The organism is Streptomyces sp. NPDC052042 (assembly GCF_044548345.1).
GTDB lineage: Bacteria > Actinomycetota > Actinomycetes > Streptomycetales > Streptomycetaceae > Streptomyces.
Genome location: NZ_JBIUBU010000041.1, coordinates 1 through 26,439, shown reverse-complemented (window position 1 = coordinate 26,439; position 26,439 = coordinate 1). Strand labels below are relative to the sequence as shown.

Annotated in this window: 26 protein-coding genes, 3 pseudogenes and 1 riboswitch; of the genes and pseudogenes, 15 read left to right on the top strand and 14 right to left on the bottom strand. The window is 68.2% G+C overall.

Features of this window, described 5'->3' with window-relative positions:
- Nucleotides 1–5: 5 nt before the first annotated feature.
- The 6 genes and pseudogenes from ACIHCL_RS34690 to ACIHCL_RS34665 all read left to right on the top strand — a co-directional run.
- On the top strand, nucleotides 6–2,864 hold the full coding sequence (locus ACIHCL_RS34690) for an FAD-binding and (Fe-S)-binding domain-containing protein (RefSeq protein WP_399868319.1): 2,859 nt from the start codon (nucleotides 6–8) through the stop codon (nucleotides 2,862–2,864).
- Between the two features lie 42 nt (nucleotides 2,865–2,906).
- Complete coding sequence (locus ACIHCL_RS34685) at nucleotides 2,907–4,388, top strand: NAD-dependent succinate-semialdehyde dehydrogenase (protein ID WP_399868317.1); 1,482 nt, start codon at nucleotides 2,907–2,909, stop codon at nucleotides 4,386–4,388.
- A 112-nt stretch (nucleotides 4,389–4,500) separates the two neighbouring features.
- Nucleotides 4,501–4,989 (top strand): transposase family protein, encoded by a 489-nt coding sequence (locus ACIHCL_RS34680; protein WP_399868315.1) that lies wholly within the window; start codon nucleotides 4,501–4,503, stop codon nucleotides 4,987–4,989.
- 120 nt (nucleotides 4,990–5,109) lie between these two features.
- Nucleotides 5,110–5,268 carry a hypothetical protein gene (locus tag ACIHCL_RS34675; protein WP_399868314.1) on the top strand — a complete coding sequence of 53 codons (159 nt, stop codon included), beginning with the start codon at nucleotides 5,110–5,112 and terminating at the stop codon, nucleotides 5,266–5,268.
- Nucleotides 5,269–5,718, top strand: coding sequence for an ISAs1 family transposase (locus tag ACIHCL_RS34670; protein WP_399868342.1), 450 nt, complete (start codon nucleotides 5,269–5,271; stop codon nucleotides 5,716–5,718). It begins immediately after the preceding gene.
- A gap of 180 nt (nucleotides 5,719–5,898) precedes the next feature.
- A riboswitch (glycine riboswitch) is annotated at nucleotides 5,899–5,996 on the top strand.
- A 150-nt stretch (nucleotides 5,997–6,146) separates the two neighbouring features.
- Nucleotides 6,147–6,554 (top strand): annotated as a pseudogene (locus ACIHCL_RS34665) (glycine dehydrogenase (aminomethyl-transferring)); the annotation flags it as partial.
- Between the two features lie 95 nt (nucleotides 6,555–6,649).
- Here ACIHCL_RS34665 and ACIHCL_RS34660 read toward each other — a convergent pair.
- From ACIHCL_RS34660 to ACIHCL_RS34630, 7 genes are all read right to left on the bottom strand, one after another.
- Nucleotides 6,650–7,411, bottom strand: a complete 762-nt coding sequence (locus ACIHCL_RS34660; RefSeq protein ID WP_399868312.1) for an aminoglycoside adenylyltransferase family protein — start codon at nucleotides 7,409–7,411, stop codon at nucleotides 6,650–6,652.
- Nucleotides 7,412–7,649: 238 nt separating this feature from the next.
- Entirely contained in the window at nucleotides 7,650–8,030 is a 381-nt protein-coding gene (locus tag ACIHCL_RS34655; RefSeq protein WP_399868310.1) for an EamA family transporter, read from the bottom strand.
- A complete protein-coding gene (locus ACIHCL_RS34650) occupies nucleotides 7,943–8,497 on the bottom strand; it encodes a DMT family transporter (RefSeq protein ID WP_399868309.1) in 555 nt (184 codons plus the stop codon). The genes ACIHCL_RS34655 and ACIHCL_RS34650 overlap by 88 nt, the downstream gene beginning before the upstream one ends.
- A 297-nt stretch (nucleotides 8,498–8,794) precedes the next feature.
- On the bottom strand, nucleotides 8,795–10,303 hold the full coding sequence (locus ACIHCL_RS34645) for an MFS transporter (protein WP_399868307.1): 1,509 nt from the start codon (nucleotides 10,301–10,303) through the stop codon (nucleotides 8,795–8,797).
- Nucleotides 10,304–10,370: 67 nt separating this feature from the next.
- Nucleotides 10,371–10,931, bottom strand: coding sequence for a dihydrofolate reductase family protein (locus ACIHCL_RS34640; RefSeq protein ID WP_399868305.1), 561 nt, complete (start codon nucleotides 10,929–10,931; stop codon nucleotides 10,371–10,373).
- 28 nt (nucleotides 10,932–10,959) lie between these two features.
- Nucleotides 10,960–11,556 carry a TetR/AcrR family transcriptional regulator gene (locus tag ACIHCL_RS34635; RefSeq protein WP_399868303.1) on the bottom strand — a complete coding sequence of 199 codons (597 nt, stop codon included), beginning with the start codon at nucleotides 11,554–11,556 and terminating at the stop codon, nucleotides 10,960–10,962.
- Between the two features lie 861 nt (nucleotides 11,557–12,417).
- The gene (locus tag ACIHCL_RS34630) at nucleotides 12,418–12,948 is read right to left on the bottom strand and encodes a GNAT family N-acetyltransferase (protein ID WP_399868301.1); all 531 of its coding nucleotides are present in this window, start codon (nucleotides 12,946–12,948) and stop codon (nucleotides 12,418–12,420) included.
- Between the two features lie 35 nt (nucleotides 12,949–12,983).
- Between ACIHCL_RS34630 and ACIHCL_RS34625 the strand changes: the two genes are divergently transcribed.
- Complete coding sequence (locus tag ACIHCL_RS34625) at nucleotides 12,984–13,586, top strand: TetR/AcrR family transcriptional regulator (protein WP_399868299.1); 603 nt, start codon at nucleotides 12,984–12,986, stop codon at nucleotides 13,584–13,586.
- A 303-nt stretch (nucleotides 13,587–13,889) separates the two neighbouring features.
- On the opposite strand, the gene ACIHCL_RS34620 is transcribed toward ACIHCL_RS34625, so the two are convergent.
- Nucleotides 13,890–14,882 carry an LLM class flavin-dependent oxidoreductase gene (locus ACIHCL_RS34620; RefSeq protein ID WP_399868297.1) on the bottom strand — a complete coding sequence of 331 codons (993 nt, stop codon included), beginning with the start codon at nucleotides 14,880–14,882 and terminating at the stop codon, nucleotides 13,890–13,892.
- A gap of 401 nt (nucleotides 14,883–15,283) precedes the next feature.
- Nucleotides 15,284–15,823 (bottom strand): hypothetical protein, encoded by a 540-nt coding sequence (locus tag ACIHCL_RS34615; protein WP_399868295.1) that lies wholly within the window; start codon nucleotides 15,821–15,823, stop codon nucleotides 15,284–15,286.
- Between the two features lie 255 nt (nucleotides 15,824–16,078).
- On the opposite strand from ACIHCL_RS34615, the gene ACIHCL_RS34610 reads away from it, so the two are divergent.
- The 3 genes from ACIHCL_RS34610 (at nucleotide 16,079) to ACIHCL_RS34600 (ending at nucleotide 18,670) form a co-directional block, all read left to right on the top strand.
- Complete coding sequence (locus ACIHCL_RS34610) at nucleotides 16,079–17,053, top strand: NAD(P)/FAD-dependent oxidoreductase (protein WP_399868293.1); 975 nt, start codon at nucleotides 16,079–16,081, stop codon at nucleotides 17,051–17,053.
- A gap of 174 nt (nucleotides 17,054–17,227) precedes the next feature.
- Nucleotides 17,228–17,569, top strand: coding sequence for a thioredoxin family protein (locus ACIHCL_RS34605; protein ID WP_399868292.1), 342 nt, complete (start codon nucleotides 17,228–17,230; stop codon nucleotides 17,567–17,569).
- Nucleotides 17,570–17,803: 234 nt separating this feature from the next.
- Complete coding sequence (locus ACIHCL_RS34600) at nucleotides 17,804–18,670, top strand: class I SAM-dependent methyltransferase (protein WP_399868290.1); 867 nt, start codon at nucleotides 17,804–17,806, stop codon at nucleotides 18,668–18,670.
- A 263-nt stretch (nucleotides 18,671–18,933) separates the two neighbouring features.
- On the opposite strand, the gene ACIHCL_RS34595 is transcribed toward ACIHCL_RS34600, so the two are convergent.
- From ACIHCL_RS34595 to ACIHCL_RS34585, 3 genes are all read right to left on the bottom strand, one after another.
- Nucleotides 18,934–19,485: a dihydrofolate reductase family protein gene (locus tag ACIHCL_RS34595; protein ID WP_399868288.1), complete on the bottom strand. Its 552-nt coding sequence runs from the start codon at nucleotides 19,483–19,485 to the stop codon at nucleotides 18,934–18,936.
- Nucleotides 19,486–19,511: 26 nt separating this feature from the next.
- Nucleotides 19,512–20,105, bottom strand: coding sequence for a TetR/AcrR family transcriptional regulator (locus ACIHCL_RS34590; RefSeq protein WP_399868286.1), 594 nt, complete (start codon nucleotides 20,103–20,105; stop codon nucleotides 19,512–19,514).
- An 83-nt stretch (nucleotides 20,106–20,188) separates the two neighbouring features.
- Complete coding sequence (locus ACIHCL_RS34585) at nucleotides 20,189–20,800, bottom strand: TetR/AcrR family transcriptional regulator (protein ID WP_399868284.1); 612 nt, start codon at nucleotides 20,798–20,800, stop codon at nucleotides 20,189–20,191.
- A gap of 180 nt (nucleotides 20,801–20,980) precedes the next feature.
- On the opposite strand from ACIHCL_RS34585, the gene ACIHCL_RS34580 reads away from it, so the two are divergent.
- The 5 genes and pseudogenes from ACIHCL_RS34580 (at nucleotide 20,981) to ACIHCL_RS34560 (ending at nucleotide 25,055) form a co-directional block, all read left to right on the top strand.
- Complete coding sequence (locus tag ACIHCL_RS34580; RefSeq protein ID WP_399868283.1) at nucleotides 20,981–22,429, top strand: purine-cytosine permease family protein; 1,449 nt, start codon at nucleotides 20,981–20,983, stop codon at nucleotides 22,427–22,429.
- Nucleotides 22,426–23,235, top strand: coding sequence for an MBL fold metallo-hydrolase (locus ACIHCL_RS34575; RefSeq protein ID WP_399868281.1), 810 nt, complete (start codon nucleotides 22,426–22,428; stop codon nucleotides 23,233–23,235). Before ACIHCL_RS34580 ends, ACIHCL_RS34575 begins: the two co-directional genes overlap by 4 nt.
- A gap of 596 nt (nucleotides 23,236–23,831) precedes the next feature.
- Nucleotides 23,832–24,395, top strand: a pseudogene (locus tag ACIHCL_RS34570) (dihydrofolate reductase family protein).
- 157 nt (nucleotides 24,396–24,552) lie between these two features.
- Nucleotides 24,553–24,756 carry a hypothetical protein gene (locus tag ACIHCL_RS34565; protein WP_399868279.1) on the top strand — a complete coding sequence of 68 codons (204 nt, stop codon included), beginning with the start codon at nucleotides 24,553–24,555 and terminating at the stop codon, nucleotides 24,754–24,756.
- A complete protein-coding gene (locus ACIHCL_RS34560; RefSeq protein ID WP_399868277.1) occupies nucleotides 24,729–25,055 on the top strand; it encodes a GNAT family N-acetyltransferase in 327 nt (108 codons plus the stop codon). The genes ACIHCL_RS34565 and ACIHCL_RS34560 overlap by 28 nt, the downstream gene beginning before the upstream one ends.
- Nucleotides 25,056–25,494: 439 nt before the next feature.
- Here the strand turns inward: ACIHCL_RS34560 and ACIHCL_RS34555 are convergent.
- Nucleotides 25,495–25,666: pseudogene (locus tag ACIHCL_RS34555) on the bottom strand (MFS transporter); the annotation flags it as partial.
- A 59-nt stretch (nucleotides 25,667–25,725) separates the two neighbouring features.
- On the bottom strand, nucleotides 25,726–26,325 hold the full coding sequence (locus tag ACIHCL_RS34550) for a helix-turn-helix domain-containing protein (protein ID WP_399868275.1): 600 nt from the start codon (nucleotides 26,323–26,325) through the stop codon (nucleotides 25,726–25,728).
- Nucleotides 26,326–26,439 lie beyond the last annotated feature (114 nt).

Below are 26,439 nucleotides of genomic sequence, written 5' to 3'. Positions count from 1 at the left end.
GCGCGATGCTGTCCCCCCCAAGAGCCGAGGAGCTGGAGGCGGCACTGCGTCGTGAGGCGCCGTCACTGCTCCTGGACACCTCGGGAGGGCGGCGGGCGCAGTACGCCTACGATGCCTCAAACTACCGCGTCCAGCCGCTGGCAGTGGCCTTCCCGGACACCGCTGACGAAGTGGCGGCCGCCGTACGCGTCTGCCACCGGCTGAAGGTGTCGGTGACCGCGCGCGGGGGCGGTACCAGCATGGCGGGCAACGCCATCGGCCCGGGCCTCGTACTGGATCTCTCCCGGCGGATGAACCGGGTCACCAGCGTGGACACGCAGGCCCGCGTGGCAATGGTCGAGGCCGGCGTCGTTCTCGATGAACTCCAACGGGCGGCAGCGGCACACGGCCTTGTCTTCGGCCCCGACCCGTCCTCACACAGCCGCTGCACCATCGGCGGGATGATCGGCAACGATGCATGCGGCAACCACTCCGTACGCTACGGCCGCACCGGTGAGCACCTACTTGCCCTGGACCTGGTCCTGGCCGACGGAACACGGGCTGTGGCCGACAGCAAGGGCCTGCGCGCCGTGGACTCTGCCGCCCACGGCCGCGTCGCCGCGCTGGAGGACGAACTGCGGAACCTGACGGCGAGGAGCCTGGCCACAGTCAGAGTGAACCTGGGGCGTATCCCTCGCCAGGTCTCCGGCTATCAACTGCAGCACCTGCTACCGGAGAACGGGTTCGACGTGGTGCGCGCCCTGGCCGGGAGCGAAGGCACCTGCGCGATCATCGTCGGGGCCACCGTCCAACTGGTACCGAAGCCGCCCTCCGCGCTCCTGGCAGTGCTGGGTTACGACGACATCGTGGATGCCGCTGAGGACGTCCCCCGCATTCTCGGGTTCCGGCCCGCAGCAGTCGAGGGCATGGACGAGACGATTGTGGCCGCCATGAGACGGCGACGAGGCCCGGACTCGGTAACCGGGCTGCCAGAAGGCCGAGCCTGGCTGTACGTGGACCTGGACGGGGACAGCCAGGACCAGGTCGGCGCCGAGGCCAGACGGCTGCTGGACGAACTGGCGCAGGAGGGCCGCATGGTCGCCGGGCGTGTCATCACCGACCCTGCCGAGCGTGCCTCGTTGTGGCGGGTACGTGAGGACGGTGCCGGACTGGCTGCCCGATCCGCTGACGGTGCGGCCTCCTGGCCCGGATGGGAGGACGCCGCTGTCGCACCCGACAGGCTCGCCGACTATCTGCGGGACTTCCGCAGTCTGACAGCCGAACACCAGTTGACGGGGGTGCTCTACGGGCACTTCGGCGCGGGATGCGTCCACGTGCGTCTCGACTTCCGTCCCGAAACCGCCGGGGGCCGGGACGCGATGCGCGCCTTCCTCACCGACGCCGCCCGCCTGGTCGTCCAGCATGGCGGAACACTGTCCGGGGAACACGGTGACGGCCGGGCGCGAAGTGAACTGCTGTCCGTGATGTATGACCAGCCGACTCTCGATGCGTTCTCCGCTTTCAAACACGCATGGGACCCGGATGAGCAACTCAACCCGGGCATTCTGGTCAAACCCCGCCCACTCGACGCAGACCTCGCCCTCCAAGACTCAAGGGGTACGGTGACGCCTTCCACCGCGTTCGCCCTCCTGGACGACCCCGGCGGGATCACCGGAGCCGTACAGCGCTGCGTCGGGGTGGGCCGCTGCCGCAGCCACAGCGGCGGGGTGATGTGTCCCAGCTACCGGGCGAGCGGCGACGAAACGCACTCCACCCGAGGACGTGCGAGGACTCTCCAGGAGATGCTTCGCGGCGCGCTCCCCGGCGGCTGGCGCTCACGAGAGACCCGAGAAGCCCTCGACCTCTGCCTGTCGTGCAGAGCATGCTCCAGCGACTGCCCCACCGGCGTCGACATGGCGACGTACAAGTCGGCGTTTCTCCACCGGCACTACCGCCTGCGCCTGCGCCCCAGGTCCCACTACTCGCTGGGCTGGCTTCCCGTGTGGGCAGCACTGGCCGGGTGGATGCCACGGCTGGTCAACGGCGTAATGAGCACGTTCCTGGGCCGATGGCTGGCGAGGCTGGGAGGCGTAACGACCTTGCGGACCATTCCTCGGTTCCATTCCCGCTCGGCATGGCGGCACGGGTTGGCCGAGCCCCCCGACACGCCGGACGGCCCTGTGCTGCTGGCCGACTGCTTCACGCGGGCGTTCCGCCCCGGACTCGCAGGGGCGGTCTCCCGAGTTCTGAGAGCCGCAGGTCTGCCTTCCCGGGCACGCGGGGACGCGTGCTGCGGACTGACCTGGATCACCACCGGTCAACTCGGAGTGGCCCGCCGTGTCTTGAAGCGTACCGTCCGGAAACTGGACACCCCCGGAGAGCCCGGGCCGCCCATCGTGGTCTCCGAACCGAGTTGCGCGGCAGCCCTCTCCAAGGACCTCCCCGAACTGGTCCCCACCGAAGCGGCACGACGGGTCGCCGCCCGGGTGCGCACCTTCACCGGCGCCCTGGGTGAACAGGCCTCGTCCGGCTGGCGGCCAGGTCGGGTGCCCTCCGAAGTAGTGCTTCAGACCCACTGCCACCAGTACGCCGTCTTCGGTGCCACCGAGCAGCGCGACCTGCTGCGGACCCTGGGCGTCGGCAGGGTCACCGAAGCCACCGGCTGCTGCGGAGTGGCAGGCAACTTCGGTTTCGAACGCGAGCACTACTCCCTGTCGATGGCGGTCGCTGACCTGGCCTTGGCCCCATGCCTGGAAGCCGCCGAGCCCGGCACCCCTGTGCTTGCCGACGGCTTCGGCTGCCGGACGCAGATCGACCAGCTCACCGCAGGTCGTGAACCGGGGGCGGTGCACTTGGCAGAACTGCTGGATGAGCCGTCCTCCTGACGCACCAGGCCCCACCATCCCCCAACAGAAGCGAGATACCCCATGCCTGACATTACCGAGGCCGGCGTCATTGCCGACACACCCCGCCAACTGTTCATCGCAGGGGACTGGTCTCCGGCGGCCGACGGCCACCGGTTCGGGGTCGAGAACCCCGCGACCGCAACGGAGCTGTGCAAGGTCGCCGACGGCAGCGCCGTCGACAGTGCCCGGGCCGTGAATGCCGCAGTCGAGGCGCAGCCCGCATGGGCCCGTACCGCCCCCTCCGCTCGCGCCTCGATCCTGCGCCGGGCCTGCGAACTGATTCTGGAGCGCTCCGAGGACCTGGCCCTGCTGATGACCCTGGAGATGGGAAAGCCTCTGGCCGAGTCCCGGGGCGAGGTCGCATACGCGGCGGAGTTCTTCCAGTGGTTCTCCGAGGAGGCCGTGCGCGTTGACGGCACCATGGCAACCACCCCCGACGGACGGGGTCGGATGATGGTGATCCGCCAGCCCGTAGGTCCGAGCCTGCTCGTTACACCCTGGAACTTCCCTCTCGCCATGGGTACCCGCAAGATCGGCCCAGCAGTGGCCGCCGGCTGCACCATGGTGCTCAAGCCCGCGCCGCAGACCCCGCTCTCCAGCCTTGCACTCGCCAGAATTCTTCAAGAGGCGGGACTGCCCGATGGCGTACTCAACGTCATCACCACCACAAGGGCCCAGGAAGTCGTCGAGCCGGCGCTGCGCAGCGGCAGTATCCGAAAGCTGTCATTCACCGGGTCCACCGCCGTCGGACGGCTGCTGCTGGCACAGAGCGCTGAAGCCGTGGTCCGGACCTCCATGGAACTGGGCGGCAACGCCCCGTTCCTCGTCTTCGCCGACGCCGATCTCGACGCGGCAGTCGAGGGGGCGATGACCGCCAAGATGCGCAACATGGGTGAGGCATGTACGGCCGCAAACCGCTTTTACGTGCATCGAGCGATCGCCGACGAGTTCGCCGGGAGGCTGGGGGAGCGGATGGCCTCCCTCACGGTCGGACCAGGTACCGAACCCCAGGTCCGCGTCGGACCGCTCATCGACGCGGTGGCGAAGGAAAAGACGTCGTCTCTGGTCTCCGACGCTCTGGATCGAGGGGCGAAGGTCGTCGCCTCCGGACAGGTGCCCGACGGCCCCGGCCACTTCTACCCGCCGACCGTGCTGACCGGCGTCAGCACCGGAAGCCGACTGCTCCACACGGAGATCTTCGGGCCGGTCGCTCCCGTCATCCCCTTCGATAACGAGGACGAGGCGGTCAGGCTGGCCAACGACACCGACTGGGGGCTGGCAGCGTACATGTTCACCCGGGATCTCGACCGGGCCCTCGACATCAGCGAGAGGCTGGAATCAGGCATGATCGGCCTCAACACCGGTCTCGTTTCCAACCCCGCTGCACCGTTCGGCGGAGTCAAACAGTCGGGGCTCGGCCGAGAAGGCGGTCGCGTCGGCATTGAGGAGTTCCTGGAACACAAGTACATCGCCATACCAGTGCGACACCACGTCCATGGGTGACGCACGCGCCCAGCGCATCCAGGGCTTCGGCGTAGTCGGCTGACGCCCGGTTGCTGGCATCTCGTCGTGTTGGGCGGGGTTCGATACACAGCAGGCACGGACGTCCGTGATCATGGAGTTCTCTACGCTCTGTGACCTTGGACTGCCCGTGCCTGCCGACGCATCATCTCTGACCTCCACTGCCTTTGACCAGCTCAGGCCACACCCAGAAGCGTCCGGGAACGAGGTTCCGGGATTGCTGGAACGCCTTGCTCAGGTCCCGGACCCGCGTGACCCGCGGGGAGTACGGCATCCGCTTGTGACGCTCCTGGCACTGACGGCCTGCGCGGTTCTCGCCGGAGCGCGGTCCTTGCTCGCGGTGGGTGAATGGGTGGCCGACGCACCGCCGGTCCTGCTCGAACGGCTCGGCACGGTCATAGATCCGCTGTTCCCGAAACGGTCCTGGCCCGCGGAATCCACGATCCGGCGACTGCTCGCCAGAATCGACGCGGACGCCCTGGACCGGGCGTCGGAGCCTGGCTGGCGGACCGGCAGACCAGTGGTCAAGGGCTGCGAGGACTCGCGGTCGACGGGAAGTCGCTGCGGGGTGCGGCCCGCGTGAAGGGACGGAAGATCCACCTCCTGGCCGCATGCGACCACGTGAGCGCACTGGGCCTGGCCCAGATGGACGTCGGCGAGAAGACCAACGAGATCACCTGCTTCCAGCCGCTGCTCGACACCCTTGAGAACTTGGCCGGGCACGGTCGTCACCAGCGATGCGATGCACACCCAGCACGACCACGCCGTCTACCTGCTCGACCGGCAGGCCCACTACATAGTGATCGTGAAGCGCAACTCCAAGAAGCTCCGCGAACAGCTCAAGTCCCTTCCCTGGAAGTAGATTCCGCTGCAGGATAGGACCTGCGCGACCGGTCACGGCCGCCACGAGATCCGCAGACTGAAGGTCTGCACGGTCAACAACCTGCTCTTCCCCGGCGCCCGCGAGGCCGTGCAGATCGTCCGCCGCCGCGTCCACCGCAAGACCGGAAAGATCAGCCTCAAGACGGTCTACGCGGTCACCAGCCTCACCGCCGAGCAGGCTGGCCCGGCCCAGCTCGCCCGACTGATCCGAGGGCACTGGATCGTCGAAGCCCTGCACCACGTCAGGGACGTCACGTTCACCGAGGACGCCTCCCAGCTGCGGACCGGGAACGCACCCCGAGCAATGGCCACCTGCAGGAACCTTGCGATCGGAGCTTTTCGCCTGGCCGGCGTCCGCAACATCGCCTCCGGACTCCGACGGACAGCCCGGGGCCAAACCAGGCCCCTCACCCTCCTCGGCCTCACATGATCAAAACGGACGGCATCGAACTACGCCGAAGCCCTGCCAGCGCATCCAGTCCGGCGAGTCCATGAGGGGCCATCGAGTCGGATGAAGGCGGGGCCCGGTGCTCGACGATCACGTCCAGCCGCCGGGCATCGGGCCCGTACGTTGCCTCTCGAAGCACACGACAACCGAATACTCTGCTGATGATCCTGTGCGGGAGAGCTCACGCTCTTCGAGGACCGTTGCGCCGAAGGAGCAGATCCTCCCCGGAATCTCTCAGGCCCAACTACCGCTTCGGCAAGGCGACTCTGGAAAGACATGACGTCACGTCCTGCACCCCGGTGCAAACCGCCGGACCCGGCGGTGAAGCTCTCAGGTACCGATGACAGAGCGGGGAGGCCACCCATACACAACGTCGCGCCCACGGCGACCTCAGCAGGGAGCCTCCCTCCATGACCTCACCCGAATCCTCTTCTCCATCCGGGGAGTTCGCCGCACGTCACATCGGCATCAACCACGCCGACCGCGCCAAAATGCTTGCCGAAGTCGGCTACCCGACCCTTGCCGACCTCATCGACGCCACCGTCCCGAGCGGTATCCGGAGCACCTCCGACCTGAAGCTGCCCGCCGCCACCGAAGCCGAGGCGCGCGCCGAGCTGCAGGAGCTTGCGGGCAGGAACACTACGGCCGTCCCGATGACCGGTCTCGGCTACCACGCGACCAGCACGCCCGCGGTGATCCGGCGCAACGTGCTGGAGGATCCGGCCTGGTACACCGCCTAGACGCCGTACCAGCCGGAGATCAGCCAGGGCCGCCTCGAAGCGCTGCTCAACGACGGAACCGGGACATCGACCCATGGCAGGCCGAGACCCGCGAACAGGGCCTGCAAGTCCGGCGGGTAGCTGGCGTATCTTTCGCGCGCGGCGTACAGCCGCTCCGAGTATCCGGGAGCGGTTCATATCTGTTGGTGCAGGTGGTCGATGCGGGTGAGCACGTCGTCCACGTGTGGACGTACCTGGGCCTTCAGCTCCTTGCTCCAGACCTCGTCCTGATAGTGACAGGTGAGGTACAAGTTCCTGGCGTGTTCCAGGACGGGGCGGTGTTCCGGGGGCAGGTGGGCCATGGCCCAGTGGGCGGCGGCGTCCTTGGTCTTGATCTCGCCTGTGGCGAGGGTGGCCCAGATGCGGGCGAGGGTCAGCAGGACGTTGCGCGTGTCGTCGTGTAGGTCGGCCAGAAGTTCGGGGATCGCCTCAACGCTCGCCCGGACGAGGTCGGTGTGCGGCACCGGATCCAGCAGCTCGGCCGGAGGCGGCCCGGTCAGGGGGTGGTTGCCTGCCAGGACCACTGCGAGGACCAGGGCCAGGTCCGGCATCGGGCCGGGCCGCGGAGCCGCGCCCGCCTGGAATTCGTCGCGCAGCCACTCTCCGTAGAGGAAGTCTCCGATCGGCGGGAACCGCCAGGGGCGGACTTCGGACTGGACCACGACAGTGAGTTCAACCGGCCGGACAGTGGGCGTGAGGCCGGAAATGTCCAGCAAGCCCTCGACAAGTGCCTGCCGCGTCGCCTCGTCAAGACTCCGCCGGGTGACGGCCAGGATGTCCAGGTCGCTGGCCGGGGCGAGACCCCCGAGCACGGCGGAGCCGTGAAGGTACGTCCCGAGGAGTTCCGGCCCCACGACGTCGCGGACGAGGCCTACGGTCTGCTCAAGCTGATCCATCACGCCAGTGTCGGATACACCCGCTCACCGGTACCCACCGGCCCGTGCCTGCTCAGCGATGCTCTGCCCACTGAGGCCGGCTCAGCCCCCGGCATCGGGCGGCAGGGTCCCGTTGGGTGATGTGAGCGACGACCGCATCAACGCGGAGCCGGGGCTGAGCCTTGCGGTGTGGTGCGAAGGAAATCCGTTCCTGCGCACCACGCGCCTTATGTCACGGTCGTGAGGTCTTGGCGTCCAGTCAGGACTCGGCGGCCGCGAGGCCGGCGATGGCAGCGAGCAGGACAACGGTGCCCGTGACGGTGGCCGCCGTGAGCCGTTCCTCCAGGAGCACAACGGCCAGGACGGCCGCGCTGACCGGTTCGAGGAGCATCATCACCGACGCGGTGGCCGCTGGCAGAGCAGCGACCCCGGCGAAGTGCAGCGGACAGGCGAGCGCCGTGGTGACCGCAGCGATGTACAGCATCGGCAACGCCACTTGGGCCAGGCGCGCGCTGCACGTTACCAGGCCCTCGGCCCAGGCGAGCGGCAGCATCACGGCTGCACCGATGAGAAACGACCCCACGGTGAGGGTGGAGGGATCCTCACCGGCGCTGTGCCGCCCGGTCCACCGCCCCAGCACGTTGGAGACGGCGTAACCAGCGGCGGGCAGGGGCGCCACCCCCACTCCCAGGGGGTGGACGCCCCCGGCTGGTTGTCCAGTACCAAAACGGTGAGTCCCACCATCGCGCCGACGACCGCGAGCAGCCCGCCGCGGCCGATGTGCTTGCCCAGGAACACGCGTCCCCCGGTGGCGGTGAACATCGGGGCAGTACTGACTGCGACGGTGGTGCCAACCGCCAGCCGCGTGTCCTGGACGGCAGCGAAGTAGGCGGTCTGGAAGACCGCCAGCCCGACGCTGGTACCAGCGAGCAGCAGCACACGCCGACCGACCGGCTGCGGCGTCCGGGGAGCCTTGCGAGAGCGGTGCAGCACCCAGACCGGCACCAGCAGCGCCGCGCCGGCCAGAAAGCGACAGAACGAGATGGTCAGGGGCCCGAGGTCACTGGATTGGTAGATGACGTTGACGGCGGTCCGGGGCGTTCCCAAGGCGATTCCTGTGGAGGCCAGGAAGGCGAAGCCGCGGCGCGCTGAGCGCGAAGGAACCCGGCTGCGAGATCGCCGACGCCTACATCACCGCCCGCGCCTGACCCCGCCAACCAAACCACCTGTCCCGCCTCGGCACCAAAGGACTTCTGACGGCGTCCCGGACCACCCGCGCCGGCACGTACCCGCCGTTCAGCGGCCTGGCATCGGGTGGCCTGGCTCTCTTCCCGGGCCAGGCCACCCGATGCAGGCACCGGCTGCTCGCGAACGAAACCGGGCTACGTCCGTACCAGGCCGGCCTCAGTGTGTGGGTGCGGCTGTGTGAGGGGTGTCGGCGGTTGTGTCCGGGTTCGGGGTGGGGTGGGTGCCGGGTCGGTGGCGGGTGCGGATGAGGATGAGGGCGATGAGTGCGGAGAGGGTGAGGATGGCGACGGCCCACCAGATGGCGGTGGTGTAGCCGTGGACCATGGCCTGCTGCTGGACGGCTTGGGGGACCGGGGTTTCGGTGGTGCGGGTGGTCAGGTAGGCAGTGGTGGCGCTGGCGGCGATGGTGTTGAGCAGAGCGGTGCCGAGCGCGCCGCCGATTTGCTGGGAGGCGTTGGCCATGGCGGAGGCGATCCCGGCGTCCTGGGGGCGTATGCCGTGGGTGGCCAGGGTCATGCCGACCAGGAAGGCGATGCCCAGGCCCAGGCCGAGGATGAAGAAGGAGGGGAGGATCAGGGCGGGGTAGGAGGTGTCGACGTCGATGCGGGTGAGCAGGAGCATGCCCAGGACGGCAGTGAGGAGTCCGGAGGCCATCAGGAGGCGCGGGCCGATCCGGGTGGTCAGGCGGGGGCCGATCTGGGTGGAGCCGGCGATGGTGCCGACGACCAGGGGGAGGAAGGCCAGACCGGTGGTGACGGGGCTGTAGCCGCGGACGACTTGCAGGTAATAGGTGAGGAAGAGGAACAGGCCGAACATGCCGATGACGGCCAGGGCCATGCCCAGGAAGGCGCCGGCGCGGGTGCGTTCGGTGACGACGCGCAGGGGAAGCAGAGGGTCCTTCACCCGGGACTCGACGAGGGCGAAAGAGCCGAGCAGGATGACGGCGGCGGTGAGCAGGATGAGAGTGGAGGCGGCTGCCCAGCCGTCGGTCTCCGCGCGGGTGAAGCCGTAGACGAGGGCGATGAGGCCGAGGGTGGCGAGAACGACGCCCGGGATATCCAGCCGGGCGGTGTTGCGGCTGTGGGCCGGTTCGCGGATCACGGTGAGTGCGCCGATGACGGCGGCCACGGCGAAGGGGATGTTGATGTAGAAGGTCCAACGCCAGTTCAGGTATTCGGTGAGCAGGCCGCCGAGAATCAGGCCGAGGGCGCTGCCGCCGCCCGCGATGGCGCTGAAGATGCCGAATGCCTTGGCCCGTTCGACGGTGTCGGTGAACATCACGGCCAGCAGCGACAGCGCGGCGGGGGCGAGGAGAGCGCCGAAGGCGCCCTGGAGTGCGCGGGAGATGAGAAGCATGGTCTCATTGGTGGCTGCGCCGCCGAGCACGGAGGCGGCGGCGAAGCCGGTGAGGCCGAGGATGAAGGTGGGTTTGCGGCCCCACAGGTCACAGATCCGGCCTCCCAGGAGCAGCAGGCTGCCGAAGGCGAGGGCGTAGGCGGTGATGGCCCATTGCCGGTTGCCGTCGGAAATGTTCAGATCGGCCTGGGCGGTGGGGAGGGCGATGTTCACGATGGTGGAGTCGAGGGCGACCATCAGCTGGGCCAGGGCGATGAATATGAGTGCTTTCCACCGGTAGGGATCAGGGTGGATGGCTGGTGCGGACATGCGGGGGTGCCTTACGGATCGGGGGTGGGGAGGGTTGCGCGGCTCACGGCCGAAAGGGTGCGCGGGGTCAGGCCGCTGTGGTGACGGTGTAGGTGGTCTGGACGAAGCCCGCGCCCAGGGCTCTGGTCTCGCGCAGGGTGAGGTCGATGTCGTGGTCGAGGGGGCCGAACAGTGGGATGCCGGAGCCCAGCAGGACGGGGACGTTGGTGAGGGTGAGCTGGTCGAGAAGTCCCCGTCGTAGGAAGGTCTGGATCAGCTGTCCGCCGTCCACGTAGACGTTCTCCGCGCCCGCCGTTTGCAGGTGGTCCAGGAGGGCGTCGAGGCTGCGGTGGACGGTGATGTTCGGGTCGTCGGTGGTGAGCCGGGTGCTTAGGACAGCCACCCGCTTGCCCTCGTAGGGCCAGAAGCCGAAGGTGAGGATCTTCTCGTAGGTGTTGCGGCCCATGGCCAGGGTGTCGATGCCGGCCATGAACGTCTCGTAGCCGGTGTCGCCGGCCTGTGCTCCGCGTTCGTTGAGCCAGTCGATGTCCCCGTCGGGGCGGGCGATGTATCCGTCCAGGCTTGTGCCGATCTGGACGAGGGTGCGGAAGGAGCGTTCGCGCGGCGCGGGGGCAGATTCGGGGGTCATGCTCTTGTTCCTTGGCGTTTGGGGCGGGTCAGCAGGGGGTGCTGCGGTGGGGGGTGAGGACGGTGTCCAGGGCGGTGCGTTGGCGCTGGCGGAGGGTGTCTTGCTGGTCGATCGCCCACATCAGTCCGGCGCCGACGGCTGTTGCCTGCACTGTTGTGGCCAGCGTCGTGGTGTCGGTGTCCGGCCGTAGCTCTCCCGTGTGTACGGCGTGATCCAGTAGCGCCGTGACTGTCCGGGTCTGCGTCTGTTGGGAGTGCACGGCGAGCTCGCGGAACTGCGGATCGCCGAGGTCTGCGCAGAGGAACGCGAGGTGATGGGCGAAGCTCTCCGGCGTGGCCATGGCTCCCCACACCTCGGCGGCCAGTGCTTCCAGAGCTTTCAGCGGGGAGTCGCACTCGGTGCGTACGCGTTCGTGCAGGGCGTCGGTGTCTCGGGCGGTGTGTTCGGCCAGCGCCAGCAGGAGACCGCGCTTGGACTTGAACCGCTGAACCAGCGTGCCGGGCACCAGCCCGACCTCCTGCGCGACCAGGGCCAGCGTGAGCTTCGAGGGCCCCTCGCGGCCCATCACTTCCACCGCCGTCCGCAAGATGACCGCGTCATCGACCCCTCTTGGACGTCCGGACATGGTTGCTCCACCTCCCTAATTTATAAATGCTCGTTCATTTATAAAACCACGGAGAGAGGCGGACAACAAACCGGAAACGTCCCGGGATCACCCGCGGCCCGCGCATCATGGATACTTCGTCGCGAGCGGATGCTCGCCCCGGCATCTCGGCCGAGATGCGGCGAACGCTGCCGACGGGCCGGTAGTTGCCCGGGAACGCGGCCGCGCCGTCAGTTCCGGGATTCAGATCCGGGGCCAGGAAGCGACCAGCAGGTCGCTGGGTGTGTCGGTGCTGTGGGCGGCTCGATGTCGGTCAATGGCCGAGCCGTGGACATTTGCCGTCAGGGTGGACGATCCCGCATCGGCTGCGGTTCTGTACTTCACAACGCCCTGAAGGTTGTGGCCTGGGCGAAGTGCTGCGGCCGGAAGGGCGAGCTCGTCAGCGGTAGAGAGGGCCCGCTGGGCTCACTCTCGCTCGGAGGCCGGGGGTGATCTCCGCGAGCAGGCCGCGGGTGGCCAGCGATATCCTTCAGGCTCTGAACCGAGGATGCCCTGTTCTTGGGTTCGAAAGCGACTGCGAAGCCGACCGCGTACCGGCCCCGGTGAGTCCCCTCGGCCGTGGCTACGGCTGCTGCAGGAGTGGCTGTCGGCCGGCGGCGCGAGGTGGACGGCGGGTCCTGCAGTCCACCTCGCGCCGTGCCGCCGTTCTGCGGTCGCCCTTCAGTGCATACGTCCGCGAGAGTCCTGTCTTCGTCGCAGCGTGCGTGGTCGAAGGTGACCGCCCTCGACCGGCTGATGCCGGCCCGCAATGCGAGTGGTGTGTCGGCCTGCTGCACGTGTGCTGCAGCTCTTGGGGGCGTGGTTTCTTCTGCGATGCGCGATTTACCTCAGGCGCCGTTGATAGCGGGCGAGTTCTATGTGTTCGCCGGAGGGTGTGCGGTCAACGTTGATCCCTGTCTGGTTGAAGCCGCTGCGTTCCAGGCATCGCTGAGACGAGAGATTGCTGGTCGCGGTGCGTGCCGTCAGTTCGCTCAGGCCGCTGCGGACTGCCAGTGTCGCCGCGAGTTCCAGTGCCGCGGCCGAGTGGCCCAGGCCTCTCGAGTCCGGGTGGAGCCAGAACCCGACTTCGGCGGTCCTGTCCGTGACGCCGAAGAGCACCAGGCTGCCCAGGAATGTGTCCGCTTCATCGACGATGCTGAGCACTGCGAGGTCTCCGGTCTGGATGCCTTGAGGAACGACGTCGTCAGCGAGGCGGGCTACGGTCTCGGGCGTGTACTCCGGTTCAGGCAGGTGTCCGTACTTCTGCACGAGTGGATCCTCGGTCCCATCGGCGTACCGCTCGGCGTCGCGGGAGGACAAGGGCCGAAGCGCTCGAAGGCTGTCACTGATGGGGAGCAAGGTTGCGTCGATCATGTCCTTAAACTAACAGCATTCGCTTAAGGAGGGGTATGAGTTACTGGGAGCACGTCAAGCCTGTGCGGCGCGTCCGGGCGCTGGATCCGGAGGCCATCGCGCGCGCAGCAGTACGCATCCTGGACGCGTCGGGGATCGAGGGCCTTTCGCTTCGCGCGCTGGCAAACGCGCTGGAGGCGGCACCCGCAAGCCTCTACTCGCGCATCAATGGCATCTCGGACGCGCTCGATCTCGCGCTCGACCATGCTTTGGGACGTGATGGCGCGGTTCAGCATGCTCTCCGTGAAGAGGAGGCGTCGGAGATCCTGCTGTCGCTGTACCGCCATCTTCTCGAGCACCCGTGGGCTGTCCAGGTCATCGCCATGCGTCCACCACGAGGGCCGGCCTACCTCGCTTTCTCGGAAGGACTGTCCGAGCGGCTTGGCAAGTCGGGTGCAGCCGCGCCGCTGTGGGTCGCGTACTCGGCGAGCAACCTCGTCATAGGAAGCGCCATGACCTACCGAGCCGCTCAGCTGGAACCCCGAACTCCGGGCGACGAGAGCATGGCGCCGGTGTACGAAGAACTGAGACGCGATGCCTCGTACGACCCGGAGGAAGTCCTTCGACGGGCACTTCATGTACTTCTCGTGAACGCATGACCGCTGTCAACAACCGTCTGTCCCGAAACGACTGGTCGTTCCGTACCGGGAGGTTGCGGACGGGTGACGAACAGCGGGCGCCGGCCGTCCAGTCCTCAGGCGAGGAGTGCCGCACGGTGTTATGGAGCTACGGTAGGCTCAGCAGGCCTCGGTGAACCTGTCTGTGGAAGCAGTGCACCAAGCGGTCATCTCCGCTAGGGCGCCCGGGCCCTGGCGGAGAGCGTTCGCCCGGAAGAGGGGCGAACAGTGCGTTCCGTCAGTTGGTGGATGTGAGGTTCTTCGGAATCGTGGCGTCTTTTCGGCTCAGGGGCGGGGGGCCAGGACGCGGGCGAGCGAGTCGAGGGATGCGAGGGGGTCGGGGCCGGCGGGGGCGAGGACGACGCTGGTCGCGCCGGCTGCGTGGCGGGCCTTGATCGCTTCGCGTGCCTGGGTGGGGGTTCCGGCGATGCTCAGACGGCGAACCCAGTCGGCGGGCATGGTCTGTGCGAATTGCCGGGCGTCGGCGCAGGCGGCGCGGTGTTCACGCAACTGTGCGGCGAAGGGCAGGGGATTGATGTGCGCGGCCCAGGCCGGCTCGCCGATGGCGGTCAGGCCCTCTCGGACGCGGGCGAGAGCGGTGTCCTCGTCGTCGTCGACGGCGGTGGCGTCGTAGGTGACGACTTCGGGGCTGCTCGCGTGAGGAGTGACGTTCATGTGCTGCAGCGAGGACGTGATGTAGGCGGGGGCCGCGGGCTCGGCAAGGAGGAGCCCGTCGGCCACCTTGCCTGCGGCTGCCTGCGACTTGGGGCCGCGTACGCCCAGGATGACCGGGGGGACGATGTCCGGGGTCTCGGTGAGGACGACGCCCTCGCAGCGCACGTAGCGGCCGCCCGCTGGGCCGGGCTCACCGCGTATGAGCAGGCGCAGGGCAGTCGTGTACTCCTTGATCAGGGTCAGGGGGCTGGCGGGCCAGGCTCCGGCCTGGCGCATCCAGTCGGGCATGCCGTGTCCGATGCCGGCGATCAGCCGGCCGGGGTAGAGCTGGGCGAGGGTGGCCAGTTCCATCGCGGCGAAGCACACGTTGCGGGCACCGGCGGGCATGATGCCGATGCCGACGGTGATGCGGGTGGTGCTGGCGAGGGTGGGGCCGGCTTGTGCGAGTCCGCCGCGCCAGCCGAGGTCTTCGACCACCCATATCTGGTCGAATCCCAGTTCTTCTGCTCGCCGCGCGAACGGCAGTATGTTCTTGACGGGTAGGTCGCGAGGGAGCATGACGCCGATGCGGCCGCGGGCGGAGGTGTCGTCTGATTCGGGCATTGCGGGTTCCTCGTACAGAGTGGTGGGCTTTTCCTTCACCCGGTCTGGCAGCCGGCCGGGGTGAGATGGGGAGGGCACGATGTCAGGGCGGTACCGCCCTGACGGCCAGCGGCTCTACGCCACCTCGTGCCGGGCGGGTCGGACCCGGTGCGCGGGATTGCGGTGGGCGCGGTCGAGGCCACGCACAGCGGGACCGACAGCGTAAGGGCGTGGCTAAGCGCCATGAGGCGGCTCATCTGCCCAAGACGGCGGGGCCGGCGAGCATGCCGGGGCAACCGAGTTCGGCGGCAAGGGAGACGCTGGTGCCTGCCGCGAGGGGTTGGCGTGCCCGGCTGCGCTGAGCAGCTGAATGTAGCCCACCACGTCCGCCCCGCCAAACCGAGGCGGGCATGAAAGGCGAGTCACAGCCAGTCGGCCTTCTTGGTCACCTCGATGGCGACCTCATCGACCGGACGTGTGGTGGCGTCGACGGTGAAGTCGTCGACGGCTGCTTGTTCGAGGATCTCGGCCAGTTCGCCGGCCCTGGCCAGGTGCCATCGCAACGCCTCGGGTTCGTTCTCGTGGCGCTGTGTAAGCCGCTGATGGATGACGGGCAGTTCGGCCTGGAGGCGGCACACCGAAAGCTCGATACCGATCGCATCGCCGCACAGCTTCCGCTCCTCCTGATTCTCGATCACACCCGCGAGGACCAGCCGACCTGCTCCTGCGGCGAGGTAGTTGCCCGCGACGCCGCGCAGGTTTCGCAGCATCATGCCGGAGTTGAAGCGGTCTTCCGGCGGTGTTGGCCAGGACTGCCTCAGCCAGTCGAGATCGATGACGGCATGGGGTATGCCGGCGTCGGTGAGAAGATCGCCCACGCTCTCGGCCACCGATGTCTTGCCGACGCCGACAGTGCCGTTGATCAGGAGGGCACAGGGCTCGGGAGAACGTTCTGCGTGCATGCGTGAGACTCTACGATCCGCCGGCCACGAACCCCTCTTCCATTTCGTCTTCGTCCCGGCGGGCGCGCGCAGGGTTCACGCATGGACGAGCCGTGTGCCGGTCTGGGCGGGCGTGGCGGTGACGGGGGACTGCTCGTCCACGCGCCCCGACAAACCGGCTGTCCCGGCCCTCATCGAACCGGCTGTCCCGGAAATGGCAACAGAAGTTGCTCAGGGTGTGGCGCTGGAGCACCTTGGGGGCCGGAGGTGATCGCAGTGATCAAGACGACGGCGAATACACACGGTGCCGCGGCGCCGACTGGTGACGAGGTCCACGACGTGGCGGTGATCGGTGCCGGAGCGGCCGGCCTGAGTGCCGCGCTGCTGCTGGGACGGGCCCGTCGCAGGGTGGTGGTGATCGATGCCGGCGAGCCGCGTAACGCGCCTGCTGCGCACATGCACGGCTTCCTGTCCCGTGACGGCCTGCCCCCGGCCACCCTGCTCGACCTGGGGCGGGCCGAGATCGACCGCTACGGGGTCGATGTCGTCCGGGGCCGGGTGGAACATGTCGAGCCCGGCTACGGCGTGCGCCTGGAGGGCGGCCCCGTGCTCAGGGCCCGCCGTCTCCTGGTCGCCACCGGGCTGCGCGACGAACTGCCCGACATCCCCGGTGTCCGCGAACGATGGGGGAGGGACCTGCTGCACTGCCCCTACTGCCATGCCTACGAGGTCCGTGACCAGCCCCTTGCCGTCCTCGGCACCCACCCGGGCGCCGTGCACCAGGCCCTGCTTCTGCGTCAGTGGAGCGAGGACATCGTCTTCCTCACGCACACTCTCGAACTCTCCGAGCAGGAGCGGGAACAGCTGGAGGCGTTCGGCGTGAGCGTCGTGGAGGGCCAGGCCGTGCGGCTCGTCGTCGACGACGACCGCCTGCGCGGCATCGAGCTCACCGACGGCCGGGTGATCCCCCGGACCGCGGCCTTCCTCTTCCCCCGGCCTGCCCAGCGCGACAACCTTCTGGCGCTGCTCGGCTGCGCCAAGGACGACCAGGGCTGGGTTGTGACGGACCGCACCGGCCGCACCAGTGTGCCCGGGGTATGGGCTGCCGGAAACGTCGTCGACCCGCGTGCACAGGTCATCGCCGCCGCTGGCATGGGCTCCACCGCAGCCTTTGCCATTAACACCGACCTGCTCCACGAGGACGTGGAGCACGCCACCGCGCGACACGATGCCACGGCTGCTCAGGCCTGACCGCTCGGCGGACCACCGGCGACGTCGACGCGGCAGCCCGCCGAGCCCCGCCGGGCCCGGGAGCCCGGGCGGCCGAACAGGCCGCTCCAGGGTCCGTTCGGCGATCTGCGCGATCAGATCGCCCCTGGCGTCGGGGTACTCGTTCACGAACGCATTGACAAGGAGAGTCCCACCATGGCAGCAAAGCGCGGCGGTCCCGTGGACAGCGTCACCGAGCAGACGTTTCCCGTCCGCGTACTGCAAGCGAAGCGGCCCGTCCTGATCCAGTTCTGGGCCCCCTGGTGCGGGCCTTGCATCAGGATCACTCCCGTCATCGAGGAGCTGGCCGCCGAGCGTGCGGGCGTCCTGGACGTCGTCAAGATCAACGTCGACGAGCAGTCCGGACTGGCGGACCGGCACACCGTCTCCTCGATCCCCGCTTTCGTGGTCTATGCCGACGGCGTCCCCGCGAAGGCATGGACGGGCGCCGCGCCCAAACCCATCCTGGAACGACACCTCAGCGCCTTTCTCCGCTGAGCCCCCGCGGGCATCACGCGTTCCGCCGCGCCGGAACGCGTCATGCCTGCCGTGCGTACCTCTGGCCAAGCTCCCGTCCGGCACGCCATGACGCAGCCGAAGCCTCGGCAACCGACGACAACGCCGCAGATGGCGTGCCGGATCCCGTTCACCTGGGCCGACAACCGACTGCCGGTTCCGTGCGCCTCGATCCGCGGACCGACCCCAGTCACCTCATCCGGATCGGAGTACCTCATGCACCACCACAGCCACACCAGTGAGCACGGCCACGACATCGACTGGGACGCACTCCGCTCCCATCTGGAACGCGAGGCCGAACTGCACACCCCCGCGCTCACCCAGGCCACGAACTGGCTGCGCGATCTGCTGGCCGGCGTCGGCGCGAGGCGTGTACTCGACGTCGGCAGTGGGCCGGGCATAGTCGCAGGCCTGCTCGCCGACGCCTTCCCGGACGCCGAGGTTGTCGCCGTCGACCAGTCGCCTGCCTTGCTGGAGCACGCCCGCGCACGCTCGTTCGGCCGTATCGCCACTCAACAGGCCGACCTCCCGGACGAGTTCGGCAAGCTCGGCACGGCCGACCTCATCTGGTCCGCCAACGCCGTCCACCATCTCGGCGACCAGCAGGCGGCATTGACCGCGCTCGCCGCCTCCCTGCGCCCCGGCGGACTGCTCGCCGTGGCCGAACGCGGCCTGCCCGTACGTTTCCTCCCCCGTGACATAGGCCTGGGCCGCCCGGGACTCCAGGCCCGCCTGGACGCCGGCAACGAGGACGGCTTCGCCACCATGCGTGCCGAACTCCCGGGCTCCGTGGACGAGGTCGAGGACTGGCCCGCCATGCTGGCCCAGGCCGGACTCGTCCCCACGGGCACGCGCACCTTCCTCACCGACCTGCCAGCCCCGCTCGGACTCCCGGCCCGCGAGTACCTGCACACCCGTCTCGCCCGGCAGCGGGACCAGTTCGGCGAGCACCTGGACGACCAGGACCGCGCGGCCCTGGATGCCCTCCTGGATGCCGACGCCCCCACCGGCATCCTCTGGCGCCCCGACGCCTTCTATCTCACCGCCACCACCGTCCACACCGCCCGCTCCCGCGCCGCCTAGTGCCAGGAGCGGGACTGGAAGATCACTGAAAACCCTCCAGGTTCTGGCCTTGCCCGTTCCGGCGCGAGGCCGGACCGCTGTGTGCTTGATGATCCGGCCGGACCCCGCGTCGCTCTGACGAGTCCGGCGGCCGACGGTGGCACGCCGGTCCGAAGGCATCCTGCGGCCCGGCACCGCCGCCGTGGTGGTGCCGGGCCGCCCCTTCAGCCACGCCCGGCCGAAGCCCGACACCGCGACCGGGCACGACGCCCAGGCAGGTCGTTTCAGCCGGTGGCGCCAGGGTTGACGGTGTAAGTGGTCTGGACGAAGCCGCCACCCAGTGCCCTCGTGTCACCGCGAGTCAGGTCGATGTCACGGTCCAGGCGCCCGAAGAGCGGGATGCCCGCGCCAAGAAGGACCGGCGCGGTGGTGATCGTGATCTCGTCGAGGATGCCTTCACGCAGGAAGGTCTGGATGATCTGGCCGCCGTCCGCGTACACGTTCTTCGCCCCTGCGGCGGCGAGTGCGTCCAGGAGCCCATCCAGGGTGGGGTGGACGGTGACGTTCGGGTCGCTGGTGGAGAGCTTGGTGCTCAGAACGGCTACGCGCTTGCCTTCGTAGGGCCAGAAGCCGAAAGTGAGGACCTTCTCGTAGGTGTTGCGGCCCATCACGACGGTGTCGACGCGGGCCATGAAGTCGTCGTATCCGGTGTCCCCGGCTTGTGCGCCGCGCTCGTTGAGCCACTCGATGTCGCCGTCGGTACGGGCGATGTAGCCGTCCAGACTTGTGCCGATGGTGGCCAGAGCGCGGAAGGCCCGCTCACGGCTCGATGCCATGGGTTCTCTCCTTGTGCGAGGGCGTGTCAGGGGCGGTTGCTGTGGGGTGCCAGGACCGCGGCGAGGGCGTTGCGCTGGCGGAGCTCGAGGGTGCCCTCGTGGTCGACGGCCCACAGCAGGCCCGTTCCGATGGCCGTGGCCTGCACCGTCCCGGCCAGGAGTGAGGTGTCCGTGTCCGGCCGCAGTTCGTCGGCGTTCACCGCCTGTTCCAGCAGGGAGCGCAGGACGCGGGCCTGGGCCTGGTGGGAGGCCAGGGCGAGGTCGCGGAACTGCGGGTCCTCGAGGTCCTCGCACAGAAAAGCGAGGTGGTGGGCGAATGCCTCCGGGGCCGCCGCAGCGCCCCAGACTTCCACGACCAGAGCCTTCAGCGCGGCGAGTGGCGAGCCGTCCTCGGCCCGTACACGGTTGTGGAGGGTATGGGTGTCCTTGGCGGTGTGCTCGGCCAGTGCCAGGAGCAGACCGCGTTTGGAGCCGAAGCGTTGCATCAGTGTGCCCGGCGCCAGGCCGACCTCCTGCGCCACTCGGGCCAACGTCAGCTTCGACGGCCCGGTACGGCCCATTACCTCGACCGCTGCTTGCAAGATCACCGCATCGTCGATCCCGCGGGGGCGCCCTGCCATGGTGCTCCGTCTCTGGACATTAATAAACATTCGTTCACATATTAACCTGCGTCGACGCCGACATGTGCGCCTGGGGTGCCGCCTCAGGGGCGTAGGCTGCCGCCCGGGAGGCCGACCTCGCGTTCGACGGTGTCCCATACGAGGGCGTGAACATCGCCATAGGTTGTTTCGGAGCGCATGGAGACCTGGACGAGGACGCCGTCGACGAGCACGAGGATGCGCAGGGCGCTGGCGGCCGGATCGGGGACACGGAAGACGTCCGCGTCGTGGCCGCGCCGGAGCAGGTCGGTCAGGGTCTCGAGGCCGGCGATCATCTGCCTGTCGACTTCGCGGGCCAGTTCGGGTCGGCGGGGGGCGGCGACCCAGGCGCTCATCCAGACGCGGGCATTGGCGCTTCCCATGCTGAGGGAGCGCTGGAGCAATGCACGGAGGGCGTCGGTGGGCGGCAGGTTCCGGCAGGCATCCTCGTCCTGGTCGTTCTGGGCGCTCGCGGTCTGGGTGAACGCGGCCACGACGAGGTCGTCGACGGTGGGGAAGTAGTGGTGGATCAGCCCCGACGTGACGCCGAGTTTGTTGGCGACGTCGCGTGAAGTGATCCGGTCCAGGCCGAGGGTATCGGCCAGGGTGAGCGCCGCGTCGATGATCTCCCGGCGGCGCTCTTCTGGTGATCGGCGCGTAATGGCCTTCTTCGGCATGCCCTCAGTTTATTGATCGGCTGCTCAATTGCATCTGCGCAGGTCAGGTGGTTCGCCCCCGCAGCGATCGATGCGGAGAGTGTGCGCCTGTGTACAGAGTGATCATTGACGTTCCGTCGATTGCCTCTATTGAATACGTGCTCAACAATCATTGAGCATGTGTTCAACATGGAGGTGGGCATGGCTCCCGTCCCGGACACCGCCAGCACGCAGGCAACGCCCTCCGGACCACACGAGGCCCCAGCGCCACAGGACACGTTCGGCAAAATCGAAACCAGGGGCATCGACTACGTCCCCGCCAACGAACGGCATGGCCGGCCGTTCGAACTGTTCCCCGTGTGGTTGTCGTCGAATGTCGGCTACCTCTACCTGGTGCTCGGCGGCACCCTGTCAGTCCTGGGCCTTTCCGTGCCCCAGGCATTCACCGTTCTCATCCTCGGCAACCTCTTCTGGGGCCTGGTCGGATTCCTGGCCGTCAGCGGCCCGGCCTCCGGCACCCCCAGCCAGGTCGTCACCCGCGCCATGTTCGGCATCCGCGGCAACCGCCCCTTCGGCGCCGGACTCGGCTGGCTCGTGGCCGTCACCTACGAGGGCATCAACCTCTCCATCGGCGCACTGGCAGGCTTCGCGCTGCTGGAATCGTTCGGCCTGCGCCCCTCCACCCCGGCCAAATTCGCCATCACCGTGGTGATCGGTGTCGCGGCGTTCGCACTCAGCCTCTACGGACATGCCACCATCGTCCGCTTCAGCGTGCTGTTCTCCGTCGTCCTCGGAGCCAGCGCCCTGATCCTCGGCGGCTACGTCACCCAGCACGCCACCCTCAACCCCGCCGGATTCACCCCGCTGCACGGCCAGGAACTGTGGGTCGCCGCCTTCATCGGCTTCACCGTCATCGCCGCCGCGCCCCTCTCCTGGGCCAACGGCGCGGACTACGCCCGCTACCTGCCAGCCGACGTCTCGAAGTGGAAGGTCGCCCTCAGCACCGGCGTCGGCGGCTTCGCGCCCTCCGTCGTCATGGGCGGCATCGGCATCCTCGCCGGGACCGCAGTCGATATGAACGACCCCCAGAGCTCGATGCGCGGCATCGTGCCCGGCTGGTTCTACACGATCTTCCTCGCGCTGATCATCGTCTCCTCGATCACCAACAACGTCATGACCACCTACTCCTCCGGCCTGTCCCTGCAGGCCCTCGGCGTACGCATCAGCCGCGCCCGCTCGGTCGCCATCGACGCGCTGCTCGGCGGTGCCCTGTGCGCCTACGCCCTGCTCTCACCCAGCTTCGTGACCTCGCTGAACAACATCCTGGCCCTGACCGTCACCTTCCTCGGCCCACAGATCGCCATCTACGCCACCGACATCGTCCTCAGACGCAACGCCTACGACGGACCATCACTGCACGCCGAACATCCCGGGGGAGCGTTCTGGTACCGCCGCGGCTACAACCCGGCCGGCATCATCGCCCTCGTCTCCGGCACCGTCACCGCGCTGCTGTTCGTGAACACCACCATCCTGGTCGGGCCAGGCGCCAGCGCCACCGGTGGCCTGGACCTGTCCGCCCTGATCGGCCCGCTCGTCTCCACCGCCGTGTACGCCCTGCTCAGCAACACCCGACAGAAGGCCCGCCCGTGACCCTCCAAACCCCCCACAGCGGCACAGCCCCCACCCCCGCACCGGCCTGCACGCTGCCCATCGCCGACCACTGGTACACCGCCACCCCCGTCGACGACGCCATCACACTGATCCACGAACCGCACGTCCACCCGTTCCTCCAGGCCAACACCTGGCACATCCGCGGAAGCCAACGCAACCTCGTCGTCGACGCCGGCCTCGGCGTGGCCCCACTGCGCCCCGCATTCCCACACCTGTTCACCGACGAGCCGATCCTGGTCGTCACGCACGGACACCTCGACCACATGGGCGGTGCCCACGAGTTCGCCGACTGCCGCGCGCACAAGGCGGAGAACCTCCGGACTCCGCCGCCGGGAACCCTGGCCTCCGCTGCCCTCTTCGACGAGCTCGGCATGACCGAGCCCGACGACGAAGACGTGCCCGACCTTCTGATCTCCGCCATCCCGCACAAGCACTACGACCCGAACACCTACCGGCTACGCCCCGCCGACGTCAGCCAGTACCTGACGGACGGCGACACCATCGACCTCGGCAACCGCCGACTCACCGTCCTGCACCTGCCTGGCCACACCCCAGGCAGCATCGCGCTGTACGACCCCCGAGCACAGACGCTCTTCTCAGGCGACATCGTCTACGACGACCAGCTGCTCGACGACATCCACGGAGCCGATCAGCAGGACTACATCGCCACCATGACCAGACTCCGCGACCTACCCGTCACCGTCGTCCACCCCGGCCACGGGCCCTCCTTCGACGGAACCCGGCTGCGCGAGATCGCCGACGCCTACATCACCGCCCGCACCTGACCCCGCCAACCAAACCACCCATCCCGCCTCGGCATCGAAGGACCTCTGACGGCCACCCGCACCAGCACGTACCCGCCGTTCAGCGGCCCGGCATCGGGTGGCCCGGCCTCTTCCCCGGCCCCCCGAGGCCAGGCTGCTGAACGGCTCGCGAAGAAACCGAGCTACGCCCGTACCCGGCCGGCCCCTGCCTCTACGCCTGCACGCCGCTCCCGCCGAACGCCCGACATCCGCACCTGCAAGGTCCTCCCCATGTTGAGCAGCCCGCCCGGCCTCGCCAGCGACCGTGTGCGCCATTCCGCTCCAGACCGTGTCCCACGGAGACAACCTCACCCTCGAATACCAACTCGAGGAGGGGCCGGGTGTTGGGTCTCGCCGCCGATGACATGTCGATCTTCTGTGACCTGCTGGTTCTCTGTTGTCTCACCGCGATGTCACCCAAGATCAGTCTCAGATCGATGCTATTTTCTCGGCGGCACGATGAGTCTGAGGCTGAGCCACCGAGTACGAGGACTACATGCGAGCTCAGTTCGCGCACCGATGAGTTTCCCGCGCCGCGCCGGTCTGTACGTGAGACCGACTCGCGGAAGGCTGGCGCCATGCGGAAACTGATCTACGGCATGAACCTGACCCTGGACGGGTACATCGCCGCGCCCGGTGACGACATCGGCTGGAGCGTGCCGAGCGACGAGCTGTTCCAGTTTTGGTCCGACCAGTTGCAGGCGACCGACCTGTCGCTGTACGGGTGCAAGCTGTGGCAGACGATGAGCTCCTACTGGCCGGCCGCCGACCAGCAGCCCAACGCCACCCCGGCGGAGATCGAGTTCGCGCGCCGCTGGCGGGATATGTCGAAGGTGGTGTTCTCCTCGACGATCGACAAGGTCGGCTGGAACACCCACCTGGTCACCGGCGACGCGGTCGCCGAGATCACCCGGCTCAAGGCCGAGGATGGCGGCCCGATGGCCATCGGCGGCGCGACGTTCGCCGCGACGGCCATGCGGGCCGGGCTGATTGACGAGTAGGTGCTGGCCACCGCGCCGGTCCTGGTGAGCGGCGGCACGCCGTTCTTCACCGCGCTGGACAACTGGGTGAACCTGAACCTGGTGGAGACGCGGACGCTTCCCTGCGGCGTGATCCTGACCAGGTACGAGACGAGGCGCTGAGCGCCCGTCACGCAACTCGACCGCCTGCTGGGTCCACGCGAACGTGAACGCCACCACTGGGGGGACAGCCGGCAGTGCGGCTTCGGGGACCTGCCGCCGCAATACGGCTCCACAAAAAACGTTCTTGAACCTGCCGAAGCCTTCCTGCACTCGGCCCGTGATCCGTTCTGCTGTTTCCAGAGATGCACAGGCCATCGGCGACCTGAAAGTCCGCGCGTGGCGAGAGGCGTACGACGGGTTCATGAGCCGCGAGTATCTTCGCGGGCCTGACCCTGTGAAAGAAGCTGACGAGTGGGCCGAGTATCTGGCCGAACTCCGCGATGAGCACCGTCTGTGGATCTCCCAGGAGGCGATGCCGTAGTCGGGTTCTGCCGAACGGGCCCGGCTGATCAAGACCAGAATCCGGATCTCGGTTCCCGCGCTGCCGAGGTCTACGGTCTGTACATCGAGCCTGAGCGAATCGGCACTGGCCTGGGCAGGCAGCTTTTCAGGCACGCGGCAGCCGATCTTGATGGGAGAGGCTACGGCCCTTGTGCGTGTACGCGTACCTTCCCAACTCTTCGGCAATACGTTTCTACGAACGATCGAGTTTCCGACTTGATGGCACGACTCGCGCCTCTGAAGAGGGCGGGATCGAACTCTTCGAAGCACGGCTGGTGAATCGGGGCTGAGCGTGTCGAGCTGGTGCGGCGGCACGGCGTCTCGATGAGACGGAACCCGGCTGCGCGAGATCGTTGACGCCTACGCCGTCGCCCGCGCCAGCCGACCACCTGCCCTGTTTCGGCGCCGAAGGACCTCTGACGGCTTTCCGGACCACCTGCGCCAGCGCGTACCAGCCGCTCGACGGCCGGAACGCATACCACGGCCGTCATCAGGCTCGCGCTCATTGCGCTGCTCAGGGGGAGCGGTGCTAGCGTCGCCAAGAAGCGGTGGGGCGGTGGCCCCTGAGCCGTACCCCAGGTGCAGACCGCGTGGAACATGACAGGCACATCGTGGACCGAGGCGAAAACTGCGCAGCCGCCCTCGGGCCTTCGCCCCCGGGGGCATCACGGCACTCCTGGAGCGGCCTGTGGTGGTGTTTGGTTCAGGCGGCCGAGGTTCGCGTGATCAGCATGAACGTCCGCGCACCCTGCGCGAAAACAAGAATGAGCAGTGCGACTGGTTCGTCGGCCAGCGTCGGCCAGCGTCGGCCAGCCGAGTAACAGCGGACCGCCGACTGCCGTGACCAAGCCGGGGCGCCGGTCGGACAGCCGCCTGGCGAGGGTGACACCAGCGTCATGTCTCGGGACGATCGGCAGCCCGGCAGCCCGCGCGCTGAGGGTCTTTTCGCTCAGTTCGATGGCTCCGCACGGGGCTGGGGCTTGGCCCGGACGTGCACGCGTTCTCCCTGGGGGCCGAACAGGCTGAGCACCTCCACGGGGGCCTTTTCTGCGGGGCCGAACCAGTGTGGCAGGCGGGTGTCGAACTCGGCCGCTTCACCCGGCCCCATGATCAGGTCGTGGTCGGCCAGTATGAGCCGGAGGCGTCCGGACAGGACGTACAGCCACTCGTACCCTTCGTGCGTGACCGGCTCGGGCCGGTTGTGTTCCGCGGGGATGATCGACTTCCAGGCTTGCAGGCGTCCCGGTTGTGTCGACAGCGGAATCGTCGTACGACCGTTGTGGACGCGGGGCTTGCAGCGGACCCGTGGGTCGCCGACCTCCGGTGCCCCGACGAGTTCGTCCAGGGGTACCTGGTGGGCCTGTGCGATGGGCAGCAGCAGCTCCAGGCTCGGGCGGCGCTGCCCCGACTCCAGCCTCGACAGCGTGCTTTTGGAGATGCCGGTGGCCTCGGCCAGCGCCGACAGGGACACGCCGCGCTGGGCACGGATGCGCCTGAGGCGGGCGCCGACCTGGGCCAGCGTGGCAGCGATCGGTGAGTGCTCATCCATACCCCCATTCCACCTCGCACGTCCCAGAAATGGCAACAGAAGTTGTCGCCCCGGCGCCGGGCACGCACTGTTGCGGCAGGAGGTTGTTCCCATGATCAATACGACGAACGACAA

Coding starts and splice junctions, on each gene's coding strand:
- ACIHCL_RS34690 (WP_399868319.1), top strand. CDS start 6: ATGCTGTCCCCCCCAAGAGCCGAGGAGCTGGAGGCGGCACTGCGTCGT.
- ACIHCL_RS34685 (WP_399868317.1), top strand. CDS start 2,907: ATGCCTGACATTACCGAGGCCGGCGTCATTGCCGACACACCCCGCCAA.
- ACIHCL_RS34680 (WP_399868315.1), top strand. CDS start 4,501: ATGGAGTTCTCTACGCTCTGTGACCTTGGACTGCCCGTGCCTGCCGAC.
- ACIHCL_RS34660 (WP_399868312.1), bottom strand. CDS start 7,411: ATGGATCAGCTTGAGCAGACCGTAGGCCTCGTCCGCGACGTCGTGGGG.
- ACIHCL_RS34645 (WP_399868307.1), bottom strand. CDS start 10,303: ATGTCCGCACCAGCCATCCACCCTGATCCCTACCGGTGGAAAGCACTC.
- ACIHCL_RS34640 (WP_399868305.1), bottom strand. CDS start 10,931: ATGACCCCCGAATCTGCCCCCGCGCCGCGCGAACGCTCCTTCCGCACC.
- ACIHCL_RS34635 (WP_399868303.1), bottom strand. CDS start 11,556: ATGTCCGGACGTCCAAGAGGGGTCGATGACGCGGTCATCTTGCGGACG.
- ACIHCL_RS34630 (WP_399868301.1), bottom strand. CDS start 12,948: ATGATCGACGCAACCTTGCTCCCCATCAGTGACAGCCTTCGAGCGCTT.
- ACIHCL_RS34625 (WP_399868299.1), top strand. CDS start 12,984: ATGAGTTACTGGGAGCACGTCAAGCCTGTGCGGCGCGTCCGGGCGCTG.
- ACIHCL_RS34620 (WP_399868297.1), bottom strand. CDS start 14,882: ATGCCCGAATCAGACGACACCTCCGCCCGCGGCCGCATCGGCGTCATG.
- ACIHCL_RS34615 (WP_399868295.1), bottom strand. CDS start 15,823: ATGCACGCAGAACGTTCTCCCGAGCCCTGTGCCCTCCTGATCAACGGC.
- ACIHCL_RS34605 (WP_399868292.1), top strand. CDS start 17,228: ATGGCAGCAAAGCGCGGCGGTCCCGTGGACAGCGTCACCGAGCAGACG.
- ACIHCL_RS34600 (WP_399868290.1), top strand. CDS start 17,804: ATGCACCACCACAGCCACACCAGTGAGCACGGCCACGACATCGACTGG.
- ACIHCL_RS34595 (WP_399868288.1), bottom strand. CDS start 19,485: ATGGCATCGAGCCGTGAGCGGGCCTTCCGCGCTCTGGCCACCATCGGC.
- ACIHCL_RS34590 (WP_399868286.1), bottom strand. CDS start 20,105: ATGGCAGGGCGCCCCCGCGGGATCGACGATGCGGTGATCTTGCAAGCA.
- ACIHCL_RS34585 (WP_399868284.1), bottom strand. CDS start 20,800: ATGCCGAAGAAGGCCATTACGCGCCGATCACCAGAAGAGCGCCGCCGG.
- ACIHCL_RS34580 (WP_399868283.1), top strand. CDS start 20,981: ATGGCTCCCGTCCCGGACACCGCCAGCACGCAGGCAACGCCCTCCGGA.
- ACIHCL_RS34550 (WP_399868275.1), bottom strand. CDS start 26,325: ATGGATGAGCACTCACCGATCGCTGCCACGCTGGCCCAGGTCGGCGCC.